General features: G+C 60.4%; 24 protein-coding genes and 1 pseudogene. 14 read left to right on the top strand and 11 right to left on the bottom strand.

Annotated features, from left to right (window positions below; genetic code table 11):
• Window positions 1-46: 46 nt before the first annotated feature.
• The 3 genes from P8A24_RS08675 to P8A24_RS08665 all read left to right on the top strand — a co-directional run bounded on the left by P8A24_RS08675 (window position 47) and on the right by P8A24_RS08665 (window position 2,850).
• Window positions 47-718: a hypothetical protein gene (locus tag P8A24_RS08675; RefSeq protein WP_278058399.1), complete on the top strand. Its 672-nt coding sequence runs from the start codon at window positions 47-49 to the stop codon at window positions 716-718.
• Complete coding sequence (locus tag P8A24_RS08670) at window positions 699-1,331, top strand: prepilin peptidase (RefSeq protein WP_278058397.1); 633 nt, start codon at window positions 699-701, stop codon at window positions 1,329-1,331. Before P8A24_RS08675 ends, P8A24_RS08670 begins: the two co-directional genes overlap by 20 nt.
• Before the next feature lie 193 nt (window positions 1,332-1,524).
• Window positions 1,525-2,850, top strand: a complete 1,326-nt coding sequence (locus tag P8A24_RS08665) for an MATE family efflux transporter (RefSeq protein ID WP_278058395.1) — start codon at window positions 1,525-1,527, stop codon at window positions 2,848-2,850.
• Between the two features lie 6 nt (window positions 2,851-2,856).
• Here the strand turns inward: P8A24_RS08665 and P8A24_RS08660 are convergent, their stop codons facing one another.
• Window positions 2,857-4,197, bottom strand: coding sequence for an MFS transporter (locus P8A24_RS08660; RefSeq protein WP_278058392.1), 1,341 nt, complete (start codon window positions 4,195-4,197; stop codon window positions 2,857-2,859).
• A 597-nt stretch (window positions 4,198-4,794) separates the two neighbouring features.
• On the opposite strand from P8A24_RS08660, the gene dnaB reads away from it, so the two are divergent.
• Complete coding sequence (gene dnaB / locus P8A24_RS08655; protein WP_278058390.1) at window positions 4,795-6,156, top strand: replicative DNA helicase; 1,362 nt, start codon at window positions 4,795-4,797, stop codon at window positions 6,154-6,156.
• A 118-nt stretch (window positions 6,157-6,274) separates the two neighbouring features.
• Here the strand turns inward: dnaB and P8A24_RS08650 are convergent, their stop codons facing one another.
• Together P8A24_RS08650 and P8A24_RS08645 are read right to left on the bottom strand one after the other, a co-directional pair.
• The gene (locus P8A24_RS08650) at window positions 6,275-6,715 is read right to left on the bottom strand and encodes a PIN domain-containing protein (RefSeq protein ID WP_278058388.1); all 441 of its coding nucleotides are present in this window, start codon (window positions 6,713-6,715) and stop codon (window positions 6,275-6,277) included.
• Complete coding sequence (locus P8A24_RS08645; RefSeq protein ID WP_278058386.1) at window positions 6,712-6,915, bottom strand: type II toxin-antitoxin system VapB family antitoxin; 204 nt, start codon at window positions 6,913-6,915, stop codon at window positions 6,712-6,714. Before P8A24_RS08645 ends, P8A24_RS08650 begins: the two co-directional genes overlap by 4 nt.
• 337 nt (window positions 6,916-7,252) lie before the next feature.
• On the opposite strand from P8A24_RS08645, the gene P8A24_RS08640 reads away from it, so the two are divergent.
• Genes P8A24_RS08640 through P8A24_RS08630 form a run of 3 tightly spaced genes read left to right on the top strand, consistent with a single transcriptional unit; the run spans window position 7,253 to window position 9,138 of the window.
• Window positions 7,253-7,615, top strand: coding sequence for a GntR family transcriptional regulator (locus tag P8A24_RS08640; protein WP_278060247.1), 363 nt, complete (start codon window positions 7,253-7,255; stop codon window positions 7,613-7,615).
• 9 nt (window positions 7,616-7,624) lie between these two features.
• Window positions 7,625-8,320: an ABC transporter ATP-binding protein gene (locus P8A24_RS08635; protein ID WP_278058383.1), complete on the top strand. Its 696-nt coding sequence runs from the start codon at window positions 7,625-7,627 to the stop codon at window positions 8,318-8,320.
• Window positions 8,320-9,138 (top strand): hypothetical protein, encoded by an 819-nt coding sequence (locus tag P8A24_RS08630; protein ID WP_278058381.1) that lies wholly within the window; start codon window positions 8,320-8,322, stop codon window positions 9,136-9,138. Before P8A24_RS08635 ends, P8A24_RS08630 begins: the two co-directional genes overlap by 1 nt.
• Window positions 9,139-9,283: 145 nt before the next feature.
• On the opposite strand, the gene P8A24_RS08625 is transcribed toward P8A24_RS08630, so the two are convergent.
• Together P8A24_RS08625 and P8A24_RS08620 are read right to left on the bottom strand one after the other, a co-directional pair.
• Entirely contained in the window at window positions 9,284-9,997 is a 714-nt protein-coding gene (locus P8A24_RS08625; protein ID WP_278058379.1) for an HD domain-containing protein, read from the bottom strand.
• 130 nt (window positions 9,998-10,127) lie between these two features.
• The gene (locus P8A24_RS08620; protein WP_278058377.1) at window positions 10,128-10,973 is read right to left on the bottom strand and encodes an aldo/keto reductase; all 846 of its coding nucleotides are present in this window, start codon (window positions 10,971-10,973) and stop codon (window positions 10,128-10,130) included.
• A 79-nt stretch (window positions 10,974-11,052) separates the two neighbouring features.
• On the opposite strand from P8A24_RS08620, the gene rarD reads away from it, so the two are divergent.
• From rarD to P8A24_RS08590, 6 genes are all read left to right on the top strand, one after another.
• Complete coding sequence (rarD, locus tag P8A24_RS08615) at window positions 11,053-12,042, top strand: EamA family transporter RarD (protein WP_278058375.1); 990 nt, start codon at window positions 11,053-11,055, stop codon at window positions 12,040-12,042.
• 435 nt (window positions 12,043-12,477) lie between these two features.
• Window positions 12,478-13,641 (top strand): hypothetical protein, encoded by a 1,164-nt coding sequence (locus tag P8A24_RS08610; protein WP_278058372.1) that lies wholly within the window; start codon window positions 12,478-12,480, stop codon window positions 13,639-13,641.
• Window positions 13,642-13,737: 96 nt separating this feature from the next.
• Window positions 13,738-14,628: a hypothetical protein gene (locus P8A24_RS08605; protein ID WP_278058371.1), complete on the top strand. Its 891-nt coding sequence runs from the start codon at window positions 13,738-13,740 to the stop codon at window positions 14,626-14,628.
• Window positions 14,629-14,832: 204 nt separating this feature from the next.
• Entirely contained in the window at window positions 14,833-16,200 is a 1,368-nt protein-coding gene (locus P8A24_RS08600) for a UTP--glucose-1-phosphate uridylyltransferase (protein WP_278058368.1), read from the top strand.
• 240 nt (window positions 16,201-16,440) lie between these two features.
• On the top strand, window positions 16,441-16,935 hold the full coding sequence (locus P8A24_RS08595) for a PTS sugar transporter subunit IIA (protein WP_278058366.1): 495 nt from the start codon (window positions 16,441-16,443) through the stop codon (window positions 16,933-16,935).
• 237 nt (window positions 16,936-17,172) lie between these two features.
• Window positions 17,173-17,604, top strand: a complete 432-nt coding sequence (locus P8A24_RS08590; protein ID WP_278058364.1) for a hypothetical protein — start codon at window positions 17,173-17,175, stop codon at window positions 17,602-17,604.
• 219 nt (window positions 17,605-17,823) lie between these two features.
• Here P8A24_RS08590 and P8A24_RS08585 read toward each other — a convergent pair whose 3' ends face one another.
• From P8A24_RS08585 to guaD, 5 genes and pseudogenes are all read right to left on the bottom strand, one after another.
• Complete coding sequence (locus tag P8A24_RS08585) at window positions 17,824-18,555, bottom strand: methylated-DNA--[protein]-cysteine S-methyltransferase (protein WP_278058362.1); 732 nt, start codon at window positions 18,553-18,555, stop codon at window positions 17,824-17,826.
• Window positions 18,556-18,770: 215 nt separating this feature from the next.
• Complete coding sequence (locus P8A24_RS08580) at window positions 18,771-21,875, bottom strand: exo-alpha-sialidase (protein ID WP_278058360.1); 3,105 nt, start codon at window positions 21,873-21,875, stop codon at window positions 18,771-18,773.
• A 184-nt stretch (window positions 21,876-22,059) separates the two neighbouring features.
• Window positions 22,060-22,587: pseudogene (locus tag P8A24_RS08575) on the bottom strand (ATP-binding cassette domain-containing protein); the annotation flags it as partial.
• 149 nt (window positions 22,588-22,736) lie between these two features.
• Window positions 22,737-23,786 (bottom strand): peptide ABC transporter substrate-binding protein, encoded by a 1,050-nt coding sequence (locus P8A24_RS08570; RefSeq protein ID WP_307014449.1) that lies wholly within the window; start codon window positions 23,784-23,786, stop codon window positions 22,737-22,739.
• Between the two features lie 38 nt (window positions 23,787-23,824).
• On the bottom strand, window positions 23,825-25,123 hold the full coding sequence (gene guaD, locus P8A24_RS08565) for a guanine deaminase (RefSeq protein ID WP_278058358.1): 1,299 nt from the start codon (window positions 25,121-25,123) through the stop codon (window positions 23,825-23,827).
• 274 nt (window positions 25,124-25,397) lie between these two features.
• On the opposite strand from guaD, the gene P8A24_RS08560 reads away from it, so the two are divergent.
• Window positions 25,398-25,946, top strand: coding sequence for an NADPH-dependent FMN reductase (locus P8A24_RS08560; RefSeq protein WP_278058356.1), 549 nt, complete (start codon window positions 25,398-25,400; stop codon window positions 25,944-25,946).
• A 72-nt stretch (window positions 25,947-26,018) separates the two neighbouring features.
• Here the strand turns inward: P8A24_RS08560 and P8A24_RS08555 are convergent, their stop codons facing one another.
• Entirely contained in the window at window positions 26,019-26,153 is a 135-nt protein-coding gene (locus tag P8A24_RS08555; protein WP_278058354.1) for a hypothetical protein, read from the bottom strand.
• Window positions 26,154-26,244: the final 91 nt, after the last annotated feature.

Here is a 26,244-nt window from a genome sequence, read left to right as displayed (position 1 = left end):
CGAGAAGATGCAGTGTACGAAGCTTCGCAGTGAACGCGGCGGCGGGATGATCATCATGGTGATAGGAGCGTCGCTCCTGTTCCTCGCGTTCGGCTTCTTCTACGTCGTACGTGTCGCCACCATGGGAGATCAGATGGATCGGCTGCAAGCGGCCGCGGACTCGTCGGCATTAGCCGGTGCAAAAGCAATCGTCGATCAAGCTGTGCCCACCATCGAAGCGGACCTCAACGGCCACCTACTCACCAGCGGCGCAGTAGATTCGCCGAAAGAATCAGCTGCCCAGTTCGCAGCCAAAAACGACGCTCACCTCACCAATCTCTCCATGAACGGCAACCGCGTGAGCGTCACAGTGCAAAGCACACAGAAATTCGAATCAGGACAATACGAGCGAGCAACAGCCGCCGCAACAACAGGGAAAACGCTCGGCACTTGCAACCTGCTCACCGTCTCCCAAAAGCTTCAAGAACGTGTTGATGAACGAGCCCAACAACTCGAGCAGGCAAAGCACGACGCGGAAAACAACGCCGGTGACGACAGCGAATTTCTGGATCAACCGCCAGTCGACGCTGCAAAAAATAACGACGAACTGACAGTGGAAAGCGAGATCATGTGCGGCGAAGTCTCCGTCAACGTGCGCCTCCACGACGACGGCTCTATCGACCTCCTCTCAACACCATCCGAGATCGCAAAGCAATTCGATGTCCACCTCACGAAATAAACAGGCGCCGAACGATCACGCCAACTCGAACACCCAGTTGACGGCCCGCTCCTGGCAACCACGAGCGAATCGACGAAACCTCGGGGTGCTCCTCGCTTCGGCCAGCATCATGGCCCTCCTCGCCATCACCTGGAACGGTCGCCCAGCCTTTGCCGTCGCGCTGATCGCAACAACAGCACCGATCGTTGCACTCTGCGCCATCGACATCGCCGAATACCGGCTCCCCAACGCCATCACCTACCCCCTCGGGCTCGCAAGCGCGATCGCCGTCGTGCTCGTCGGGATCCTCGAAGCCGACTCCGACGCGATCGGGCGAGCCCTCCTCGCCGGCCTCACACTCACGGCCCTCTACTTCACCCAAGTGATCATCTCGTGGGGGAAAGGAATGGGCCTCGGCGACGTCAAACTCGCGTTCAGTCTCGGAACACTCCTCGGCTACCTCTCATGGGGGCACGTCATCGTGGCCACCATCGCGTGCTACCTCGTGGCCGCCACCTGCGGAATCATCCTCATCCTCACAAAACGCGCAACCCGAAAAACACACATTCCCTTCGGCCCATTCATGGCAGGCGGATACTTCGCCACGCTGCTGATCCCGCTCTTCGTGCGGTAGGCTAGCTGATCTTCGTGCGGTAGGACAGCTGGCCTTGTCTGCCCCGCCCGGCTTCGTGCGGATGCTCTAGCTCTGCAGGCCCGCCCGGTCCCGAACACCCCGGTCCCGAACACCCAGCAGTGAACGCCCGGTCCCGAACACCCACGGCTCCGCGCACCGAGCGAAAACCAGCGAACGCGGTAGGGTGGAGACGATGACACACAAACCGCTCTCTAGCCGCGAACTTGACCGCCAAATCCTCGCGCTCGCCCTACCCTCCCTCGCAACGCTCCTCGTCGAACCGCTGCTCATCGCCGTCGACTCGACGATGGTCGGCCGCCTCGGCACCGCGCAGCTCGCGGGCCTCTCGCTCGCATTCACCGTGCTCGGCACGCTCGTCGGGATCTGCATCTTCCTCTCCTACGCGACGACGGCCGCCACCGCGCGCCTCGTCGGCGCCGGCAAACCGGCGGCGGGCCTGCGCCAAGGAATCGACGGTATGTGGCTCGCCCTCGCACTCGGAGCGGGCCTCGGCGTCGCCCTGTTCGCGCTCGCGCCCGGGCTCATCGGCCTATTCAACCCGGCCCCCGACGTCGCCGGACAAGCCGTCGCCTACACGCGAGCCTCCGCACCCGGCCTGCCCGGAATGCTCCTCGTGCTCGCCGCAAACGGAACCCTGCGCGGGTTCGCCGACGCGAAAACCCCGCTCAAAGCAGCCACCGCCGGCGCACTCGCCAACATCCCCCTCAACGCGGCCCTCATCTACGGCGCCGACTGGGGAGTTGCCGGAGCGGGCGCCGGCTCCGCAATCGCGCAAACCGCGATGGGCGCATACCTCACGTGGGCTGTCGTGAAACTCGCGCGCACACACCAGGCCGCGCTGACGCCGTCGGGAGGCGGAGTGTTGCGCTCTCTGCGCGACGCCGGCCCGCTCGTGATCCGCACCCTGTGCTTGCGAGCCGCGCTCATCCTCCAAATCTCGGCCGCCACCAGCCTCGGGACCGTACAACTCGCCGCAAATCAGATCGTGATGACCATGTGGAACTTCGCCTCCTTCGGCATGGACTCCCTGGCCACCGCCGCGCAGATCCTCACCGGCCAAGGGCTCGGGCGCGGAGATACGCGCGACGTGCACCGCATCCTGCGCCGCTGCGAAGCGTGGGGTGTGCGCGCCGGGATCGCGGTGGGCGCGGCCTACGTGGCGCTCGCGTTCGTGGTGCCGTGGATCATGACCGCCGACGGCGCCGTGCAGGCCGTCGCCCGCAACGCCATGTGGGTGACCGCCGCCGCGATGCCCGTGGCGGCCGTGGCCTACATCCTCGACGGCGTGCTCATCGGCGCCGGCGATACGCGCGCCCTTGCCCGCTACATGGTGTTCGCGCTGGCCGCGTTCGCGCCGATCGCCGCCGCGTTCCTGTTCTGGGACGCCGGCACGCTCGGCATGCTGCTGCTGTGGGGCGGCTACGCGCTCGTGTTCATGGGCGCTCGCGCTGCCACGATGCTGTGGCGCGTGCGCGGCGAAGCCTGGATGGGGTTGTAACCAAACTCAGGATTCGGTGGCGTGTTCGTCGCCGCGGCGCACGCGTTGCGCCGCCAGATCCGCCTTCTCCTGATCGGTCAGGTGCGCGCGCTCGCGCGGACCGTTAATCGACACGAATGGCCAGTGGCGCGAACGATGAAGCTCCACGTCCCAATGCGACTTCGTCCACACGAACACGATCAGTGAAATGATCAGTGCCGCGATACCGCCAATCGCCAGCGACCACCTCGCACCGAAATGCTCGCCAACCCAGCCCACGAGAATCGCGCCCACCGGCGTCGTGCCCAAGTTGATCGCAAAGTAGATCGCCAACGCGCGCCCGCGAAGCTCGGGCGGAACGGAGGTCTGGATCAGGGTGTTGCAGCCGATGAGGAACGTGAGCATGAGGAAACCACACGGCACCATGAGCAGGGCAAACACCCAATAGTTGGAGGCGAAAGCCGCGCCGATCGACATGAAACCGAAAACGAAACCCGCGAACAAAATGTACGAAAAGCGCGGAGCCGCCCGGCGCGCCGCAAGCAAAGCGCCCGAAAGCGAACCGATCGCAAGGGCGGAACCCAGCAGACCGTAGTCGCCGGCGGAGCGCCCGAAAACCTGGGTTGCCATGAGTGCTTGTGTCATCTGGAAGTTGAAGCCCAGGCCCGAAATCACGCCAACCAAGATCAGGATGCCTTGGATGTCCGTGCGCTTTTTGATATATGCGAAGCCCTCGCGGATCATGCCCTTGTGGCGCGGAACTGCCGTGAACGGGAAGAAGTTCTTTGCGCGCATTACGGCCAGCGTGGCAACAGGGATGAAAAACAGGGCGAAATCGACGATCAGCACCCAGCCGGCGCCGAACCAGTCGATCATCACGCCAGCGGTTGCCGGGCCGATCAGGCGCGCAATGTTGAACGCCGTCGAGTTCAGCGAAATCGCGTTCGGCAGCGACTCCGGCGGCACCAGCTCCGAAACGAATGTGTTGCGCGTGGCCGACGTCAGTGCGTCCGACGTGCCCGCAATCAGCGCCAGCAGATACACGTGCCACAGCTGCGCCGCCTCCGTCACCACGAGGATTCCGAGGATTAGCGAGAGCGTAGCGATGATGATCTGGCCGATCTGGATCACGCGCCGGCGATTGCCGCGATCGGCGAGCACGCCGCCGAGCGGGCCAAGGAAAATCTGCGGCGCGAACTGCAACGCCGTCACGATACCCACCGCGATCGCCGAATTATCCGTCAGAATCGTCAGCACAATCCAAATCTGCGCCACGCGCTGCACCCACATCGCCGTCGCCGAGAAAAAGTTCGACGTGAACCACAGGCGGTAGTTCGGAAATTGCAGGGAATGGAAGGTTTTCGACATACGGTTCCTCAAGGTGGCGCGTGTAAACAGTTCTTTCCAGCTTACGCCGATTTGTGGCGGAAATTAAGGGCGCTCGCGGCGTGGGTGGTGTGGCGCTCCCGACGTCGGTGGGGAGGGTGACGTCGGACGCCGGTGGGGAGGGTGACGTCGGACGCCGGTGGGGAGGGTGACGTCGGACGCCGGTGGGGAGGGGGCGGCTGCGTCCGCATTCGGTGGGCTCCGCCGGAGGCGTACGAGCTCGCGCGGAGATCCCGCGCTCGAGGCGCGTGTCTGGCGTCATGCGCTCGCTAACCCCGAGTCGCCCGAAGCGCGCCCTGCTTCGCCCGAGTAGTAGCCCTGGAGAGACACCTCTTCCTGCGTATGTGCGCCGAGCACCGGCGTCGGGAATGAAAAATTTTGAACGTACTTAAAATTTTGCTCGAAAATAGAAAAATATGAAGTGTACTTAAAACTTTTTAAGCTGACCAAGTGACTGGTGAACGTCGGGTACCGGACCAAAATCGCCGGGCTCCGGCGTCGGGAATGTGAGAAAAAAGTGAACCGGAAAAACTGTCGTAGGTGGCGGATATGATGGGGGCCGAGAGAAAGAGGTACCCCGTGAGCGAAGTCGTTGCAAACTCGAGCTTTGAGCGCACACCGCCGCAGAATCTTGAGGCAGAGATGAGCGTGCTTGGCGGCATGATGCTGTCCAAGGATGCGATCGCCGAGGTCGTGGAAGTGTTGCGGGCGAACGATTTCTACCGCCCGGCTCACGCAACCATCTTCGAAGTGGTCATGGACCTTTTCTCGCGAGGTGAACCGGCCGACGCGGTGCTGGTTGGCGGCGAACTCGATCGCCGCGGAAAACTTGAGCAGATCGGCGGACGCGCCTACCTACACACACTGGTTGCCGGGGTGCCGACCGCCGCAAACACCACGTATTACGCGCAGATCGTTCGTGAGCAGGCGCAGTTGCGCTCGCTGGTCGAGGTAGGCACGCGTATCGCGCAACTCGGTTACAGCACTGAGGGCGGTGATGTTGCCGAACTGCTGAACAAGGCGCAATCAGAGATGTTCGCGATGACCTCCTCGCGTGTCTCCCAGGATTATGCGGCGATCGGCGAAGTGGTGCCCGGGCTGATCGAAGAGATCGAAGCCAACGCAGCGCGTAACGGTGGGCTTGCAGGGTTGTCTACTGGCTTCACCGATCTGGATAACGTGCTCTCCGGCTTGCGATCGTCGCAGATGATTATTGTGGCCGCGCGCCCCGGCATGGGTAAATCCACTCTCGCAATGGATTTCTGCCGCCATGCTGCGATTCGGGAGAACAAGCCGGTTGCCTTCTTCTCTCTCGAAATGAACCGAAACGAACTGATGATGCGTGTGCTCGCCGCCGAGGGTTCACTGTTCTTGAGGGATCTGATTCGCGGCAACGTCGATCAAAAGGGCTGGGAAACCATCGCACAGACAATCGAGCGGATCGGCGATGCGCCTATGTTCGTTGACGATTCGCCGAACCTCACGATGAGCGAGATCCGTGCGAAGGCGCGCCGCCTGCGCCAGCAGGAAGGTATTGAGCTGATGGTGATCGACTACCTGCAGCTCCTCACGAGCGGCGGGCGCTCGCCGGAATCTCGCCAGCAAGAAGTTTCGGAGTTCTCGCGCTCGATCAAGCTTCTGGCGAAGGAGCTCGAGATCCCGATCATCGCGATTTCCCAGCTCAACCGTGATGCTGAGAAACGCAACGATCGCCGCCCGCAGGTTTCTGACCTTCGTGAATCGGGATCGCTGGAACAGGATGCGGACGTCGTGATCCTCATCAACCGCCCCGATGCTGAAGAAGCGGGAATGGAAGCGCCGCCCGCTGAAGTTATCATCGGCAAGCATCGTTCCGGGCCAACCGGCTCGGTGGAACTTGCGTTCCAGGGCCATTTTGCGCGCTTCTCGAACTTCGGCGGAATGGATATCGGCGGCGAATAAGACAGATGGGCACTGATTCTTGCGCTGGACTGGCTTTGTGAATGTAGTGTGAGTGCGCATCTCGCCTGCCGGTGCTGTCTCGTTGCCGGTACCGGCCAAGTGAGCGTAGCGGGCGGACTTAATCGACGGTTCCGCGCGGCACGATCCAGCGCTGTTTGAACTCGGGGAAAACCTCCGCGAGGGTTTCGAAATCCGAATCGTAGTGCACCACGATCACTCGTTGTTTCTCGTTCGAGTGCGCCACCGCCGTCGCCGCTATCTGCAGATCGCTCACTCCAACTGCGCGTCCGCACCCAGCCGCGAAAAGCGCCTCCTGCATACGCAAGGCGATGGCCGCGACGTCGGGAATCGGCGGGAGGAAGCGAGTTGATGCGGCTTCGGCCTGTCGTTTCAATGTCCAATCTCGTAGGGAACGTGCGCTGTAGCCACCCTCGAGCGATTGCGTGAGGCATGAGGCGACGAGTCCTGATTTGCTCAGATCGGTGATGGCTATGAGGACGGCGTCACTTCGGTAGATTCGTTGCAGGGCAGAATTGTCGAGCAAGAAATAAGTGTTCATCGCTGAGCCTCGCGAATCACTTCGGGATCGTCAAGATCTTTGAGGATTCCGGTTTTCAGGAGGTCAATGTACCTCAACATGTTTTGCTGGCGCACATAGTTTGCGAGCACCTCGTTCACAGCAGCCTTCTTTGTGGGAGCGCCGGTCATCTCCATCACTTGCTGGAGGACTTTTTCGTCGATATCAATCAATGTCTTCATCGCTTTCACCTCCTCGATATATCTAAATTTGCTTCGCAGTATATCTCCCGCTTTGGGTGGAGGCAAGAAAATTAAATCAAAATAGGTCAAACAGAACGAACAGTTATCCACAGGCTGTGTGGATTTTGACTTCATTGGCATGAGGGTGTTTCGGGTGTTGTTTGGGTTTTGGTGTGGGGATATTGGAACGCCGCGATGTTCAGTTCGGGGAATGATGCGCGGGATTTCTGCTTCGGCTGGCGATGAGTTTTGCGCCTCTGTATTACTTGCTTGACACAGCCGGACCGACGTGAGATTGTATTAGTGTATTAATACAGTGATACAGGAAAGGGTGATGATGAGTTTCGACGATTCCCGCCCCATCTGGATCCAGCTGGCGGAGAACTTTGGCCATAAAATCATCTCCGGCGAATGGCAACCAGGCGCGAAAATCCCCAGCGTGCGCGAACTCGCGCTCGAAGCGGGAGCAAACCCCAACACAATCCAGCGAGCGCTCGGCACACTCGACGACGACGGGCTCACTGTCGCGGAACGTACCCAAGGGCGCTTCGTGACAACCGACGAAAAGGTGATCGCCCGACGTCGGGAAGCCGTAGCCATCGAGCAAACTGACCGTCACATCGCTTCGCTTCGCGGCCTCGGTCTTTCGCTCGACGGGGCAACGAAACTCCTTGCGCAGCGCTGGACCACCACAGATTAAGGAACAACGATGGAACCTTTGATTCACGTTGACTCGCTGACAAAGAAATACGGAAAACTCACCGCCCTCGACACGATCAGGCTTGACCTCTACCCGGGGCGCGTTGTTGGACTGATCGGCAACAACGGGTCCGGCAAAACAACGCTCCTGAAGATCCTCGCCGGGCTGATACAGGAATACACCGGCACTGTGCAGATCGCCGGGGGTGCGCCCGGGCTCGCCACCAAAGCGCAGGTCGCTTTCTTGCCCAGTGACGAGTTCCTGAACACAGAACAAAAGGTAGCCGACGCCGTGCGCCTCTACTCGCGCTTCTTCGCCGACTTCGACGAACCGAAAGCCCTGCGCCTGCTCGAGTTCTTTCACATCGAACCTGGCGCGAAACTCAAGGAACTCTCCAAGGGTACGCGCGAGAAAGTGCAAGTGGCGCTCGTGATGTCGCGCCGCGCGAAAGCCTACCTCCTCGACGAACCGATCTCCGGGGTGGACCCGGGTGCCCGCACCGTGATCCTCGAAGGGATCCTGCGGGATTTCCCAGAGGATGCGTTGCTCTTTATTTCCACCCACCTCGTCTCCGACGTCGAGACCATCTTCGACGATGTGGTGATGATCAAAGACGGACGCGTGCTCTATTCGGGCAACGCCGACGACCTCCGCGCACAAACCGGGCTCTCCATCGACTCCCTCGCACGAAAGGAATACCGCTGATGTTTGGAAAACTTCTTGCGCAGGAATGGATCGATCACAAGAAAACGGTTGTCCTGGGGACGCTTACCGTAGCGCTCGTGATTGTGGCGCTCTCGTTCCCCTTGCAGATGCTTGGAATCGGTGTTGTTTCGGGGATGGCATCGGGCGCCGCCGTAGGAGGCGCGGGCGCGGCTGTTGTTGCCACGGCTGTGATACTTGCGATTGGGTACTGGCGCACAATGCGTGGGCCGCGCGCCTACTTCACCTTCTCAGTGCCGGCGAGGGGCCGCGAAATCTTCTGGGCGAAGGTGGTGTTCGCATACCTAGTGCTGGTTGCCTCGATCCTGATCGTCCTCCTCGCCGTTCTGTCGATCATGTGGCACTACGGCAGTAAAGCAGGAATCAGTTTTTCTCAAGCTTTGGCACCCCTGTGGAATACTCTGACGGCAATGGGAACGGGCTACTTCGTGGCCGGCCTTGTGCTGACGCTCGTGGTTTTGTTCCTCGATGTGGCAGCTGTTGCGGCGCTCATCTCGATCACGGCTCAGGAGAAGTATCAGAAGTTCGGCGTTGGCGGGTTTGTGAGTGCGCTGGTGGTCCTCTACGTAGCCTCGCAGGTAGTGTCCGTTGTGGGGATGCTGGCGATTCCAGGAGTGATGAATCTCGAGAGTGGTTCCCTGAGCTGGGGGTTCATGCTCCCGCAGTTCGTTGAGGCTCTTCGGACAGGAGGACAGCCGAATGTGCTCGGATTAGGTTTCATCCCAGCGAACTTTGTACTTCTTGGCGGCGTGACCTGGTGGGGCGTGCGCTCGATCGAACGCCACACCTCCGTGCAGTAGTTTGTGCTGATGGTCAGCCGCAGGCCAAGGTGATACTCGGTCAACCTACTTTTTCGCCAACCTCAATCGACTCTTGGGCGTATATACGGCTAAAAAGCGATTGAGGTTGGCGAAATTGCACACTTGCCAAGTATCACTCCGGAAATTACTCACCGATTTCGGTGGCGAGGCCCTGGTAGAACTCAATTTGGCGGGCCAGTGCCCGCTCCCAGCGGGCCTGGGCCGCTGCGGTTGAACACTGGTAAGAATACTGTGAATCGAGGTATTCAAGGTTGCCGGCGATCCAAACGCGTTGCTCGTGCGTGGATTTCTCCATGAAGCGCACATATCGCAGCGTATCGGCCACGCGATACAGCGAGAAACGATCCACATTGTCGCAGTCGCCAATTGAACGCGCCAGCAGGCTCGGCTCCCGATCGAAGCTCAAATACTCGCGGCCGCGGGCATCGCGCGGCGAGCCCTCATCATCGCTGCGGGCATTCCACAAACCGTCCGTGTGCATTGCGATTCCCTGCGCGAGCTCCTCGGCCTGCACGGCCGGCAGGCCCTCCGCCAGCAAAAACTCGAGCGCAACCAGACCGCCCGCGCGTCCGTGATCCACCGGCACCTCGGCGTCATACTTTCCGACATCGTGGAGAAGGCACCCGAGCTCGAGCAGATCCGGATCCATATCCTCAGCAATCGCGATCTCGCGCCCGATCCGTGCTACGCGCAGACAATGCTCGTAGCGGTAGCGCCGGCCATATTCACTGGCCTTCGCACCCGCCAAATGTTCGCGCACAAACTCGCGAGCCTCGGGCAAAATCTCCGCCGCCGAGCGAATCTCGCGCGGCGCCGTCGCCCCCTGAGCGTTCTCCACTTTCGTCTCCTCTCCCTCGACTACCTCACAGCTGCCCATATTGTTTCACGCAGAAAGAGAGAAACCGGGGGACATCCGCGAAAACGTGAGGGAGAGCCGAGCTGGCTCTCCCTCACAGTCAGAAAGTTTGTTACTCCGCAGCGCCTTCGCCGCGCTCCATCGTATCCGGGTTCATGCCCACGCGCCCGCGCTCGCCCAGATCGAGGGCGTCGATCGCGGCAACATCACCCGCCGAAAGTTCCAGTTCAAGCGCGCCAAAATTCTCCACCTGGCGCGCCGGGGTGATCGACTTCGGGATCGCCACGAAGCCCTTCGCCAGGTGCCACGCCAGCACCACCTGCGCCGGCCTCGCCCCCAGACGCTCCGCGATCTCCACGATCGCCGGCAACTCCAGCGAGCGCCCACGCCCCAGCGGGCTCCATGATTCCACGGCGATCCCATGCGCCTGGCAGTACGCGGCAACCGTGCGGTTCTGGAAGCGCGGGTGAATCTCGATCTGGTTTACGGCCGGCACGATCTGGGTTGCGGCCATCAGCTTCTCCAAGTGGTGAGTTTGGAAGTTGGACACGCCAATCGCCCGCACCTCACCGCTCGCCACAAACTCCTCCATCACGCGATACGTGGAGATGAAATCGCCGTCGTATTCGCCCGGAAGAGGCCAATGCATGAGGAACAAATCCACGTAATCCGTGCCCAGACGCTCCAGCGACTCTCCCAACGTCCGCCGCACGTCGTCAGGCCGATGATTCGGATTGTCCAGCTTCGTCGTTAAGAAAATATCCTCGCGTGCCACGCCCGACTGCGCGATCCCCGCGCCCACGCCGGCCTCGTTGCCGTACATCTGTGCGGTGTCAACATGCCGGTAGCCGGCCGCGATCGCACCGGCCACCGCTTCAGGCGCCCCGCCGTCGTCGATCTTGTACGTGCCGAAGCCGAGCTGCGGGATCGGCGATCCAGTATTCAACGTGATATCCATGCGCCAATTCTCCCACGCCAACGCCGGTGCTCGCCCCATCTTTTGGGGCCAGCCGGTCGCCCCCGATAGTCTGGAATGGATGGGCACTCTAATTTCTCTCGTAACCTCGCTCTCGTTCGCGCTGTTCTCATACCTCGCCGCGCTCGCCGCGCCGCTGAACGGCATCGAGCTGTGGGCATGGCGCATGGTGATGACGGTGCCGGGCGTGCTGATCGCGCTCGCGGCGGTCGGCAAACTCCGCGGCTATTGGCTCGAGCTCAAACGCATGCGCACGAACCCGCGCCGCCTCATCGCCTACGCGTTCTGTGCGCCGATGCTCGCCGCCCAAATGTGGCTATTCGGCTGGGCGCCGCAGGCGGGCCGCGCGCTGGAGGTTGCGCTCGGCTACTTCCTGATGCCGCTCGTGATGGTGGTGATCGGGCGCGTACTCTACAAAGAAAAGATGAGCCCGCTCACCGCGGTTGCGGCGCTCGTCGCTGCGGCGGCAGTCGTGTTCGAGGTGATCCGCACGGGCAGCCTCGGCGGGGTGGCGCTGTTCATCGCGCTCGGTTATCCCGCGTATTTCGTGGTGCGCCGCTATTTTCACACCGACGGCGTCTCTGCTCTCGCCTGGGAGATGACCTTCGCTCTTCCGGTGGCTTTGTGGATGGCGTCGGGGAGCCACACCTTTTTGCGGATCGTCACCGACGCCCGGCTTCTCGCCGTCATGCTCGGCGTGGGAGTGATGAGCGTTTTGGGTGTGATCGGTTACGTGGTTGCGGCCCGGATGCTTCCGTATGGCCTATTTGGCTTGCTCAGTTACGTCGAGCCGGTGCTCGTGACGTTTGCGGCGCTCGCGCTCGGCGAGTCCATCGCGCCCGGCCAGATCTGGACGTATGGCGGGATTTGGGCGGCAGTTGCGCTTCTTGCGCTCGACGGCGTCCGCGCGCTCACCACTAACTCCCGCTTCGCTGCGCACCCGGTGCGTCCGTGGAGACGCCGCCGCAAGCGGCACTTTCGCCAGCGGTTGGCGACGATGCGTGTGTGGAAGCGCCGTCGCGACGCCGGTGCGAACGACGCCGGTGCGTAGGTTCCGTCCGGGCCGAACGACGCCGGTGCGTAGGTTACGGCCGGGCCGAACCCCGACGTCGGCGGCCGCGCTGGCGCCGGCAGGTCAGACTAGCGCGTTCATGTGGAGGGTGTTTTCGTGTTGCTTCGCTAAATGCGGCGAAGGGACAGGTGAGCGTAACGACATGAACGCAGGCGTGCCGAAATCGGCGGCGGGAGCGTTGTGGCAGGGGCCGAATATCGCGCCCTGCCAGGGCAACCCAGCTTGAGTCCAATGTTGATGCGATCGAAAGGGCGGATGGACGATATGTTTTGATCGGTATTTATTGGAGCGAATGACGGTTGGCGGTTCGAGTGTGTTAAAAATTACTATTCACTTAAGGAACATGTAGATACTTTTTATGTAGTAAAGTATTGTTTTGATGTATAATTAATATTAAATGGATGGAGAAGGTCAATGAAGACTCGTCCTCAGGAAATTCTCGAGATGTCACCTCCTGACATGAAAGTTGCGATTGATGCGTACATAGATTCGCATGTAGCCGATCAGCTTTTCGGACATTTGGGCACTCCTGAAAGCGAAGAATTTGAGAACGCGTTGGCGCGGATTGCGCGGAGCACGGATCGTCCGGGGATTTTTGTTCAACGCTTGAAAGAAGATTGGCAAGATTCTCAGCTTGCGCCGGATATCCGGTTTGCAATCTTCTACTGCTTGAACATTTACTATCGCTATCGGCGCGACACAAGCCTATTGGAGGATTTACTTGCAGATGGCGCGCGCCTTGGTCGTGGCGTTTTTCCTATAGAATCCCCGGCCTTCATTCACCTCAAGTTGCTCCATGCACTCTCGTCGCAGCTTTCTACTGCGAACCGCGAGACCGCCCGTGAACTACTGAGGCAAGCGGAGGAAAATTTTAGAGGTCAACCTGAAAATGCGGGATACGCCCATCTGTTTGCTGATCTGGTGGCGACGCTATGTGAGACTCGCACACCCGAGTTTTCTCTGGAGATCAAAGAGAAATGGCTGGAGCCTGCCCTTGAAGCGCTGGACGAGGCGGATCGCCTTCGTACGAACTATCCCAAATTTTTTGCTACCCGAGGCAGACTTGAGGCGTTGCGTGGGAACTTCGGCGAAGCGAAGATGTGGATATCTCGGGCAATCGATTCGGAAGATTCTTACCGCAATGATTACCCAATTCGGATTGGCGGCTATCAGGCTGCAATGATGGAAGTTCGAGCGCAAGAACTTGATCAGCAAACCGTTGCGATGGAATCTCGTGTCCAAGAGATTGATGGGCGAGCGGCTCAGACAGTAGTGATGATTGATTCGTTGAAGGCGGATGTCGATGCGCTCGGCGATGCTAAACGTGACAACCTTGAATTCCTTGGTTTTTTCGCAGGGCTTATCTCATTCACGATCGGCACCTTACAACTAGGTAAGGAGTACAGTGCGCAAGAAACAGCGGGCACAATGGTTGTGCTGGCAGGGGCGCTACTGATTGCTTTTTCGGGTTTCTCCTTCATCGTTCAGAATTCATGGAATCGTATTTTGAAGAAGGCTGTTCCGATGGGAGGATTGGGTGTAGCGGCTGTTGCGGCTGGTCTAGTTATTATTGGCTAGAGTAAAGAGCTGTTACACACCCCGACGGAAGGCTGATCGATGCCCGAGCCATTTGACGCTACTGGTGCGGCGAGCACACAGAATGTAGTTCCAGTGATGAGCGAAGTGGTGAGCGATCGCGGTTCAGGAAAAGCGAACGAAGATTTTGCGGCGCTAGATACCCAAGCTGGCGTCGGAGTAGTGCTCGACGGAGCGAGTGGTCTGACGAGCCTGGATATCACTCCCGGCCCTTCGGATCCTGCGTGGTATTCACGAACGCTTGGCGCGCATCTTGTCGAACGATTGGCGCAGAGCAACAAGTTTTCTGGGTGTTCCGAACTCCAGCAAGCAGTGGACAGCGCTGCCAAGGCAACGGCCGATGAGTACTACGCGCTCGCTGCGGGCCATGAATATCGACGTATTGATGAACCGAGTGCGGGTGTCGTTGCTTTTCGTTGGGATTCTCGTGAGAGTTCGTCGTTGCCGAGGCTCAGCGTTCTGAGTCTAGGGGATGAATATCTGGTTGTTCTTTTTGACGACGGAGAGAGCGATGTTATCTATGACGACAAGCTGTCGCGTCTTGATGATTCTGCGCTTGGGGAGATGGTCGCTCATGCGCGTGAGCTAGGGGTACCTCCCCGCGAAGCACGCGAATCCATCCAAGATACGCTTCGTCGAAATCGGGAACTTCGAAATCGTGATGGCGGATATTGGGTTGCGGATATCAGTTCAACGGAGGCTAAGCGCGCTATTGTTGCAGATTATCCTGCCGGCCGTGTTCGAGGTGTTGTTGCATTTTCGGATGGGTATGCTGCCGCTGTTTCCTACGGTGTGGTTGGAAGCGTTGAGGAACTCGCGAATCGAACGCTGGCTGGAGAAGGTGCGGATATTCTCAATAGCCTCCGGGACGCAGAAAAATCTGACCCCGATTTCGAAGCTTTCCCCCGGTTTAAACCGGGCGACGATGCCACCTTCGTTGCAGTGCGATTTGCGCATATGGCTGTGTGAGATCCAGGTGGATCAGTATGCTCGTTTGCCGGTGCGAACGACGCCGGTGCGTAGGTTCCGTCCGGGCCGAACCCCGACGTCGGCGGCCGCTAACAGGCTACAATGAGCCAGTAGGCAACGACGCCAGTCGGTGCGCAGGAAACGGAACGTTCAGGTAACCGCGCCCGTTTCGTCGGCGCAGCGCCGTTACACGTGGAGGAGAATATGGGAACGCACACACTCTCGAAACAGCAGCAGGCCGCCCTCGATGCGAACCTGGAAAAGATGCGCGCCGACGGCGCTCGCGAAACCGCGATGCGCGTTTTTGAGCAGTATTTTGTGCAGGTCGCGAATGGCGCTACGGGGCTGATTGCTGAGGATGAGATTGAGCCGTTGCGCGACGTGGAGCACGTGTCGGATCTGGATTTGGATCCGGAGGTTTCTCGCGAGGCGCTTGGCCGCACAGTGTTCTTAAGGCTCAACGGCGGGCTGGGCACGTCGATGGGGTTGGATCGTGCGAAGAGTCTGCTCACGGTTCGTGAGGGAAAGTCGTTCCTCGAGATCACCACCGAGCAGTTGCTGCGCGCCCGTGAGCGCACGGGCGCGGTGATCCCGCTAATGTTCCTGAATTCTTTCCGCACGCGTGAGGACACGCTCGCGGCCATGGATTCGCGCCTTGCCACGGACCTTCCGGTGGATGTGGTGCAAAACCGTGAGCCGAAGATTCTTGAGGAGAGCCTCGAGCCGATTTCTTGGGAGGCGGATCCGGAGCTGGAGTGGTGTCCGCCTGGGCATGGTGATTTGTTCACGACTTTCTACGAGTCGGGGATCGTGGATCGGCTTCTCGACGCTGGTTACCGGTATTTGAATTGTGCGAATTCGGATAATTTGGGGGCGTATCCGTCGGGGGCGATTGCGGGCTGGTTCGCGCAGTCGGGTGCTGATTTCGCACCGGAGGTGTGCCGTCGAACGTTGGCGGATGTGAAGGGTGGCCATTTCGCGGTGCGTCGTTCGGACGGGCGGATCATTTTGCGTGATCGCGCGCAGACCCCGATCGAGGATCTTGAGGCTTTCGCGGATCTGGACCGCCACATGTATTTCAACACGAACACGATGTGGTTTGATTTGGAGGCGTTGCGGGATCTGCTCCGCGCTACTGAGGGCGTGGTGGGTTTGCCGCTGATTCGCAATAAGAAGACTGTGGATCCGACTCTTGCGGATTCCCCGCGCGTGATCCAGATCGAGAGCGCGATGGGTGCGATCGTGGAGAAGTTCGCTGATTCGCGGCCGATTGTGGTTGATCGCGATCGCTTCCTCCCGGTGAAGACCACGAACGACTTGGCGTTGCTCCGTTCGGATGCGTACGAGTTCGACGCTGATTACCGCCTCGTGTTGACTACCGATGAGGCGCCCGTGGTGCGGCTAGATCCGCAGTTTTACGCGTATATTGCGGATTTTGAACGCCATTTTTCGCGTTTCCCGTCGATCCGCGAGTGTGAGCGTTTCGTGGTGGCCGGCGAGTGGTTCTTCGACGCCGATGTCGCCTTCAGTGGCGTTGTTGAGCTCGGTGGGCGCGGTACGTTGCGTTCGTGACGCGCCGACGGCGGTTTCGCGGGCGGTCTGGCGCGCCGACGTCGTCACGCAAGCCGTGCCCCGGCGTCGGCGGGTTTTGGGCGAAAGTTGCGTGGTTGGCGTCGCTTGGCGGGTCTCGGTGGACCGCGTAACCCATGCTATATTGGCCGCTTAAGAATTCTTCAAATCCGGTGTTGTGCCGGTATGCTTAGGTGTGTGTTGAGCGCCGCTTCGGGGCTCAAATTTTCTGAAAGGACAACGATGTTCAATATTTTCAAGAAGCATGGTGATGGCCCACTTGCGCACAAGGTGGATGTTTTTGCGCCGGTGGCGGGCAAGTTGAGCTCGCTTGAGCATGTGCCGGATCCGACTTTTGCTGGTGGACACATGGGCAAGGGCTTTGCGGTGCTGCCGGAGGGGAACGAGTTTTGTTCACCGATTTCGGGTGAGATCACGATGATCGCTGGCACGCATCACGCGTTCACGGTGCGCAGCGAGGGTGGCGCTGAGGTGCTGGTGCACATTGGTGTGAACACGGTTGCTTTGGCTGGCGTGGGTTTCAGCGCGGTTGCTGAGCTGGGTCAGAAGGTTGAGGCTGGCGATCCGGTGTTGCGTATTGATGAGACTGTTGCGCAGCGTGCGGTTTCGATGCTGACCCCCGTGGTGGTGACGTCGCTGGTGAGCTACGCGGCGTCGGAGCCGAATCTTGAGGCGGGCTCGGGAGAGCCGGTGATGATTTTGATGCCGTCGGAGTGAGGGCTGGTTTTTCTGCCGACGCCGGTGCGCAAGTTGCGTGCCGGCGTCGGTTTTTTGTGTGCGGGGTGGCTATATCGGTGGCGCGGCAGTTGTCCATAAAAAGTCCAGATTTAAATAATTTGATATTTAACTAAATGGGTGTATTCTGGATTCATACAGAAAACGCGGCCCGCGGGCCCGGATGGAGCACAGGCTTCAGTCCCTGCGTTTTCGATAAATGTGAAGGAGTGAATACTCATGATGAGCACCGAAGAAATGCACCAGAAGCTTCTTGCTAACCTGATGGAGATCACCGGCAAGAACGCTGACGAGCTGGTCCCCGGCTTGCATGCCGCTGGCGTTGAGGCTCATAAGGTGGGCGATCCGGCAGTGAACGAAGTTCACGCAAAGTTCATTGAGGAAATGGCGGCTGAGCTCGGTATCGACGTGGACACGATGGAGTCGTACACCCCGCGCTTTGGCGAGCGCGAGGAGACTCTGAAGGGTCTCGCCGATGATTCTGGCAAGACCACCGATGAGGTTCACGAGGCGTTCTCGAAGGTTGGCGGCAAGTACCACGATGATTACGCCAAGGCCAAGGCGGATAACCACGAAGGCTTCGTTGTGCGCGCAGCCAAAGAGCTGAATCTCGACCGTGAGATCATCGAAAAGGCATTCATTTTCGACTGATCACAAAGCTTCCCCGTGCGGGAAGATTCCTCACCTCGAAATCACGGGTGGGAGGAAAGCAGTGCGCTTTCCTCCCACCCGTTCGTGCATAACTCAATCAGTTGGGTGAGGCGTTGCGCATGGAGCAACGCCTGGCTGGATTGACGGAGTTGTGCACGGGATTCCCGACGTCGGCGGGTGTCCCGACGCTGGGGCGAGGGTTGGGTGCCGGGTGTGTGGCTAGCGGCCGAACTCTTTTTCGACGAGGGCGGTTTTGAGCGCCGGCTTGCCCATAAACTTCCCGAAATCTGATGGCCATACGCCACGCATGAGCGAATTTTCCACGGCCATCGGGATCACCCGATGGCACGGAACGAAGAACGGCACCGGGTTGTGCGAGCAGCATGTGGCCACGGTGCGTGCTGCCCGTGGGTGTCCCATGAGTTCCGCCAGCGACGAATATGTGACCAGCTCGCCGGCCGGGATTTCCCGAAGCGTGCGTACGAACTTTGCCTGAAACTCCGTACGTTTCCCGACGACGGGCACCTCGCTCGCGGCCGCGAAATCGCCGGCCTCCCACGCGAGTACAGCCTCCGTGGCCACTCGATTAATCCCGCGCAATTCGTCCACGCTCACGAATGCCCCCGAACCACCACCGTGCGCCGCCTCAACATACACCCACGAGCCCGAATGGCGGTCAAGGTCCTTCTCGTAGGCGGATTTGTGGGGAACAGAAGGCGATTCTGTGGAAACGGAAGCGAGGGGAGAGGCGTGAGAGTTGGTACTGGAACTGTCGAAATCGACAGAGCTCATCGTTGTTGCCTCTTCGCCGCTAAATTCCGCCGAGGCGTCGGGGGTTGCGAGCGGGCCGAAGGGGCGCAGGAACTCTGCCCCGACGACGCCACCCGGCTCCGTCGTCACCTGCAATACCCACTCGCCGACCGCGCGCAATGGCACATAAAGAATGCTCATGGGCCAATTATCGCCGAACTGTGGGGCGTGGTGGAGTGTCGTGTCTCTCCTCAGCAACGGTCTCTTGTTCCGCGTGACTGTGGTTATGTCTCGGAGGCGAGACGTCCACAGATTGTGCTGAGGCGCATGTGGGGTGGCGGGTTGCCTTTTACGGCAACCCGCCACCCCACATGTCGGCGCGCGAGATTAAATGCGTTTGTCAGAACCTCGGTGTGTCACGGCAGGATGAACCGCGCCTGGCCGAACCAGTTGTGTGTGAACGGGGCATGCCCGTGCCACTGACCGAACGCCGGCGCGTGGCGCTGTGGCTGATGCCACCGCCCGACGCCGGACAGCGGGTTGGTCACACGGACCCGGCTCACCGGGTTCCACATGTTCACGTGGTGCCACGGCGCTGCATGCCATGCATGGCGCGCGGGGATCGGGAACACTATGCGCGGGGGCTGTGGGAACCAGATTGGCAAGAGTTGAGACGTAACCACTTTCACCACAATCCGTACCGGCACGAGCTCCTGACGTGCCGTTCCGTGAATGTCGATTTCCGGCCGAGCGCCCTCGATCGTAATCTCCGGCCGAGCGCCCTGAATATCGATCTCGGGAACAGTTCCGTGGATATCGATCTGCGGGCGGGCGCCCTCGATCGTGATGTCCTTACCCGGTACCGGTTCGGCGGGTGTTAACGGCGTGAGCGGCTGGGTTTGAACAACCTTGCCCTCCACCTGCGAATAGTCGACGTCGGCGTCGGCTATGGAAGTGGAACCTTCAACGCGAGTTTCGTCGCCGGAAACGCTCCCCTCCGGCAACGTGACGACGAACGACGACGTCACCTCGCCCTTGCTGCTCGTGGACGTCAGGCCGATCGTGTACGTGCCCGGCTTCGTACCCTCAGGAACCACCAGCTTCGCGGTGGTCTGCGCACGCTTGCCGCCCGCGACGTTCGCGGGGAACTGCACGGGGAAAGTCGCGTTGTCGGTGGCAGTGACGTCCGCCGCCGACGTCGACGCCGGGGCGAGCGCCCAACCCTTTGGCAGCGTTGCGCTCACTGTCGCGGAGCTGCTTGCCGAGCCCAGGTTGTCGAGAGTGAGCGAAACGAGGTTGCCGCCCGGGTGAACCTCGCGGTCGAAACCGCCTGGGACGAGGAGATTGCCGCCGAGCCAGTCGAAGCTGAGCTGCATGTAGCTCACGCCCCAATCCGAGCGCGGACCCTCATGGAGTACACCGTACGTGCCGGAATCGAATGCTCCGCCCGCGAAGAGAGGAGTGATCGTGGAGTAGCCAGTCCAGCCATCGTTGAAAACCTTGCCATCAGTGAAGTTTCGGCCATCGTCGAAGGAAACGCGCAACGTGCCATTCGGACGAGGATTATGCTTGTGCATCTCCTTGACAGGAGTGTTCGTGAACAGCAGGATCTTCGCACGAGGATCGCCCTGCGGCGCGTTCGGGAACGCGCGGGTCCAGCCGGCGTTATTGACTGCATCGTTCAGCGTCGGTCCATCGAACTGCTGGTAAGTAGCTCCTTGGTCTGCTGAGATCCACAGTTTGCGGTTGGAATTACTGCCGCTCGAGCGCGAGTTCACCATCAGCCGGCCATCAGAGAGTTCGACAACCTTGTTCTCGTCCATGCCCGGGCCGAAGAGTTCGCCCGGAACCCAAGTCTTTCCGCCGTCGTCGGAGAATACGGAGCGTGCGTAGTTTTGGTTGTCGATCTTTCGGACCGTGAACTGTTGAACTAGGCGGCCCTTATGTGGGCCGTACTTGAGCTGGATACCTTCGCCCGAGGCGGCGAAGCGTGATTTCTCGCCAATGCCCTTCGTGATATCTGCGGTAATCGTTCGCGGTTCGCTCCAGGTTTTTCCGTTGTCGGAAGATTCGATCACGGCCGCGTGGATGGCGCTGCGCTGGTTGGCGTCGGTTCCAGCCACAGACGAGCCGAAGCCAGCGTCGAGGGAACGCACGAAGAACGTGAACACCTTGCCGGTTTCTCGATCAACGACGAAGCTTGGGTCGGAGTAGCCGAGCAGATCGTTGCCCTTAGTGCTCTCGTGGCCGGCAGCGATCACGCGCGGAGCAGACCATGTGACTCCGTTATCTGCGGATGTGCGCAGCACGATTGAGTTCGGGCCGGGCGAATCAGGGCACTGGTGGCTCCCTGGGGTTTTACCGCCGAGGCGGCCGTCCCACGCGGCGAGCATCGTGCCGTCGGGCGCGGTGGTGAGTGCAACGATCCGGCTGCAGGTGAACCCGAGATCGCCCGGGCGGGCGAGAAGAACGGACTTGCCTGTGACGACGCCGGTGCGCGAGGAGGCGACGTCGGTGGCGATGTCACGTGGGGTGGGGGAGACTTTCAACGGCTCACCGATGAGCTCAACGCGCTTTGTTCCAGCGGAGCTGCTCACATCGAACGTGATGCGAGGCGTGAAGGTTCCGTCGGTGATGTTATCTGGTGTGAGAGTGACCTGCGGAAGATCGCAGTAGCCGGCGTCGGCGTCGTTATACTTGCGCTCGCAATTCGCCCAACCCACAGGGCCGCCGGGTGCCGTGTGTTGGAGGTTCGCCTGCACTGGCTTGACGGTCACGCCGGACTTTTTGAAGTTGTAGCGCAACTTGTAGAGCACTGGATCGCCCATGTGGAATTCGGTGAGCTCGTCGGCACTCTCGCGTTGCAGGGAAATCTCTACCAGATCCTTGACCGCTTCGACGCCCGGTGCTGCCGGCCGCTGCGACGCCGGCAGTACGTTGACTGCCTGCCCGCGGACAGTGAACTGCTCGCTGATCGGCGCGCGGCTGCTCTTATCTCGAGGATCCTGGCGCACGCCGAATCTGAGTTCAGGTGCGAAGGTGCCTGTTTCAGTCACCTTCGCGCTGACTGTGCAGGATGCGGATGTTCGAGTGTCGCCATTCTTGCGGGTGTAGTTGCAGGTGGTGTTACCGGTGACGTTCGCCCCGGAACTTTCCAGACGCCACCACTGAGCTTCGTTCGTTGGCTGGTTCTCGGACAGGAACGTCAGCGCGACCTTCCAGGTGAGTGTTTCGCCAACGTACGCGGGCTGATCGGCGGGGGTAGTTGGCGCGATAGAGACGGTGATGTGGCCAGGAACCGTCACCGACGACGTGCCGTTGCCTTCCGGCGCAACGAGCGTCTCCGACGTCGGAGCCTCGGCTGGCGTTTGGGGGCCAGTTGGCGACGTCGGGGCCTGTGTTGCTGGGGATGGAGCTTCGGGAGTTGCGGTTGCGGGTGTTGCCGCAACGACGGATGTGAACGCTAAGGCGCTCGCGGCTAGGGCGGACGACAGTGTCCGCCAGTGTTTGCGATGTGTCATCGTTTCTCCTCGTCGTTGAGAAGCGCATCCAGGGGACACGCGTGTGTTGGGGGAACACATCACGAAGGTAACACAGATGTCTGACGAATTTGATGGCGTTTGAAAACATGTAAGCATTGTGCAAGCGCATGACAATTTTTCATGCGCTTGCACACGGTGAATTTGAAGTTCTGTCTGGGCGTGGTCAGAAGCCGAGCTTCCCGCCCGGGATCGCATCAAGCAACGCCCGCGTGTACTCCATCTGGGGAGTGGCAAACACGGCGTCCGTGCGTGCATGCTCCACGATCTTGCCCTTCTCCATTACGGCCACATCATCAGCGATCGCGCGAACCACCGCCAAGTCGTGAGTGATGAAAAGATAAGTCAGGTTCAGCTCCGCCTGCAGATCCGTGAGCAGGTGAAGGATCTGATCCTGCACCAGCACGTCCAACGCAGACACTGCTTCGTCGCACACCACGAGATCAGGGTTCAGCGCAAGCGCACGCGCGATCGCCACGCGCTGGCGCTGCCCGCCCGAGAGCTCGTTCGGATAGCGGCGCATCGTCGATTTCGGCAATGCCACCATGTCCAGCAGCTCGGCCACGCGCGCAGCCCGCTCCTTCTTACTCCCCACGCTATGGACACGCATCGGCTCCTCGATCACGCGGTAGATCGAATACATCGGATCCAGCGAAGTGTACGGGTTTTGGAAAATCGGTTGCACCCGACGTCGTCGGAAAAGTATTCTCACTCATGGTTCGTCCTAACGGTTGCGGGCCTTGGGGTCGAGCGCGTCGCGGACGGCGTCGCCCATCATGATGAAGCCGAGAACGGTGAGCGCCAGGAACCCGGCCGGTCTCGTCAGTTTCGGCAACAAAGTGTTCAGTTTTCATAGAGAATCCTCGGATCAAGAACGGCGTACAGGAGGTCAACGAGCAGGTTGGCGAAAATATAGACGAGCACCAAAACCGTAGTGAGCGAAACGACGGTGGGCGCCTCGCCTCGCACGATCGCCTGGAAGAGGGTGCCGCCCACGGTCGGTTTGAGCCAGCCGAGCTTCACACCCACCACGTTCGAGCACCACAGCGGGATCGCCGGAAGATCCGCGAAGAGGATCTCCTGGACCTTCGCGTAGTCGGCCTTCTGGGCCTCCTTATCGGTGGTCGCTGCGACCTTCTTGAGCAGGGCGTCCACTTCGGGGTTCGAGTAGTCGCCGTCGGAGTTGTAGGCCAGCTTGAAGGTGCCGTCCCACTTCGAGATCGCGTCCGCCTTCGCCCAGTATTCCTTCGCCTTCGCCGGATCGTAGGTGAGTACCTGGTTGCCTGGCACGTCCTTCGACCAGCCGTCGATCACCGGGGAGGTGAAGTCCGACGCCGGGGTGCGGGTTCCTTGGAAGATCACCTTGGTGATCTCGTCGCGGTTGATCGCGTACGACAGGGCCGCGCGGCGCAGCTTGCCTTCCTCGCCCTGGAAGTGCGGCATCGACTTCGGGAATGTGAAGGACTGGAAGATCGCGGCCGGCTTGCGATCGCCGGCGTAGGTCTCGTTCGGCACAACCTTCAGGCCCGTGAGCGGGGAATCCTTCTCGTACGAGAAGCCCTCGATTGGCTCGAAGAAGTAGGAGGAAAGCTGCGCGTTCTTCAGGAGTGCGCCGTACTGCCAGGCGTCCACAAACGACTTCGCCGTGAGTGGCTCGCCGTTTGAGAACTTCAGGCCCGGTTTGATTTTGATGGTGTAGTTCTGGGAGTCGGTGGTATCGATCGACTCGGCCGCGCCGTTGTGAACCGCCCCTTTCTCGTCGTAGTAGACGAGGCCCTCGAAGATGAGGTCGAGCACCTTACCGCCGCCAACCTCATTCGTGTTCGTGGGGATTAGCGGGTTCTGGGGCTCGGTGCCGTTCGTCGTGACGACGGCGGAGGCGTATGGTTCCATATTTTGCCTCGCGTATGCAATGGTTTGAATAATTATTCTCACTCTCGTGTGTACGCCCGGCGGCCGGCCACATAGGTGGCGGCGATTGCGCGGTCGTCACCCATTGTCATCTGAATGAACAGTGCTTCTCGCAAGGTATCCGCGAACTGCATCCGATACTCGATGATCGGGGTGGAATGCAGATCCAGTACCGCCAAATCCGCCTCGAAACCAGGCGCGATCTGGCCGATTTTCTCGCCTAACCCCAGAGCCTCTGCGCCACCGCGGGTTGCCAGGTACAGAGCCCGACCGGCGTCGAGAGCCACCCCGTTCGCCTGCGCCGCAGAATACGCCGCACCGAGCGTGCGTATCATCGAAAAACTCGTGCCCGCGCCCAGGTCTGTTCCGAGCGCGAGACGCACACCGGCGTCGGCGGCACGCTGTACGTTCAACGCCCCCGAGCCGAGGAAGAAATTCGAGGTGGGGCAGTGCGCGATCGCGGCGCCGCGCTCGGCGAGCGTGGCCAGCTCCGCGTCCGTGAGGTGGATGCCGTGCCCAAAGATCGCGCGCGGGCGCACGAGGCCGTAGTGGTCGTAAACGTCCAGGTAGCCGGCGCGCTCGGGGAAGAGCTCGGCCACCAGTGCCACCTCGGCTGGATTCTCCGAAACGTGGGTTTGGATCAGCGCCGTGGGGTTTTCGTGTGCGAGTTGGCCGAGCGCCTCGAGCTGCTCACGGCTGGACGTTGGCGCAAAACGCGGTGTGATCGCGTACTCGAGACGGTCCGTACCGTGCCAACGCGCGATCAGCTCGGCGCTCTCGGCGTAGGCACGCTGCGGAGTATCGAGCAAACCGGCCGGCGCGCCCCGGTCCATCGCCACCTTGCCCGCGATCAGGCGCATCCCGCGCTCACGGGCCTCCTTGAAGATTGCGTCCACCGACTGCGGGAAAACCGTGGCATACACCGCCGAGGTCGTGGTGCCGTTACGCAACTGCTCGTCCAAGAAAACGCGGGCGACCGCGGCCGCGTGCTGCGGGTTTTCGAACTGGAGCTCGGTGGCATACGTGTATTCGCGCAGCCAATCCAGGAGCTGCTCGCCGTAAGCCGCGATCATCTGAGTTTGGGAGTAGTGCACGTGTGTGTCCACGAAGCCCGGGATTACCAGGTGGTGGGGGTAGTGGTGGATCTCGGTGCCTGGCGGGAGTTGCGGGAGGAGCTCGGGCGCGCTACCGACGCTGGTGACGCGACCGGCGTCGTCGATCATGATGAGCGCGTCCGACGTGTACTCGGTCGCTTCCTCAAACGGAACCTCGAATGGGTTCGCGCGAAAGCTAAGATAAGCGCTCCGGATTGCGAGCATCCTTGCTCCCTTTCCTTGCCTTTTCTCTGGGCTGGTGACCCTGGAAATGCTGTATTTTCAGGGGGACGGCACCCCCGCGTGCCGTATGCGGCGCCCGGCTTCGTGCTGGGCGATCGTGCCTCAGGCGAGGCGCTGAAACTATAATACGCCTCGCGCATGGCCTGCGGGGGTGTTTTGGGGCGGGTGTATTTGCGCAGGAAAATAGGTGCAGACAACACGTTCGTTGAATGTTAAACTATAGAGGTTGAATGTGTGTCATATGAAAGGACAAACGATGGTGAAAGTCGCGGTTTTCGTGGGCAGCCTGCGTGAAAATTCGTGGAACAAGAAGGTGGCGAACGATCTCGTCTCCCATCTGCCCGAGGGCTACGAGGCCGAGTTTATCGAGATCGGCAACGTTCCGTTCTACAACGAGGATTGGGATTCGGAAGGGAACATCCCGGCCGAGGCTGCACATCTTCGCACCCAGGCGAAGGAAGCTGACGCCCTCATTTTCGTCACCCCGGAATACAACCGTTCCGTGCCGGGCATGCTCAAGAACGCGCTCGACGTGATCTCGCGCCCGCCGTCGGCGCAGCTGCTCAAGGGCAAGCCCGCGTTCATCGCCACCGCCTCCACCGGCCAGTATGGCGCATTTGGCGCAAACCACATCCTGCGCCAGACTCTCATGTTCATGGACGTGCCGGTTGTCGCGCAGCCGGAGGTGTACCTGGCCAAGGTCGATACGCTCTACATCGACGGCGTTCTCAACCAGGGCACCCAGGATTTCCTTGGCAAGGCGATCGAGCGCTTCGTCAAGCACGTGGAGCTGCACACGAAGTAAGCGCCGCGGCTCGCGTAGAGCGAGCAGTGCACAAAATAACGACGCCGGTGCGCGAGAGCCCGCCACCGGCGTTTACTCCGAGAACTCTTGGTTCTCTTCACGTTCGCGCTGGGCTTCGCGCTGCTTGTACTCGTTATTACCCATCCAGTGTTTCACGCCAACCACGGCGCCCACGATCGCGAGGATCCCAACAATACTGGGCCACATGCGCGCCTCCTTTTTGCGTGCGAAAACAATACGTTGGCTCCAAGCATAAACGAATGCGGGGTTGCAGTGATGCAACCCCGCATTCAGTGTG

This window comes from Arcanobacterium wilhelmae (assembly GCF_029632765.1).
Lineage (GTDB): Bacteria > Actinomycetota > Actinomycetes > Actinomycetales > Actinomycetaceae > Arcanobacterium > Arcanobacterium wilhelmae.
Note: the sequence above shows the minus strand (reverse complement) of the source record. Positions and strands in the feature narration are given on the sequence as shown.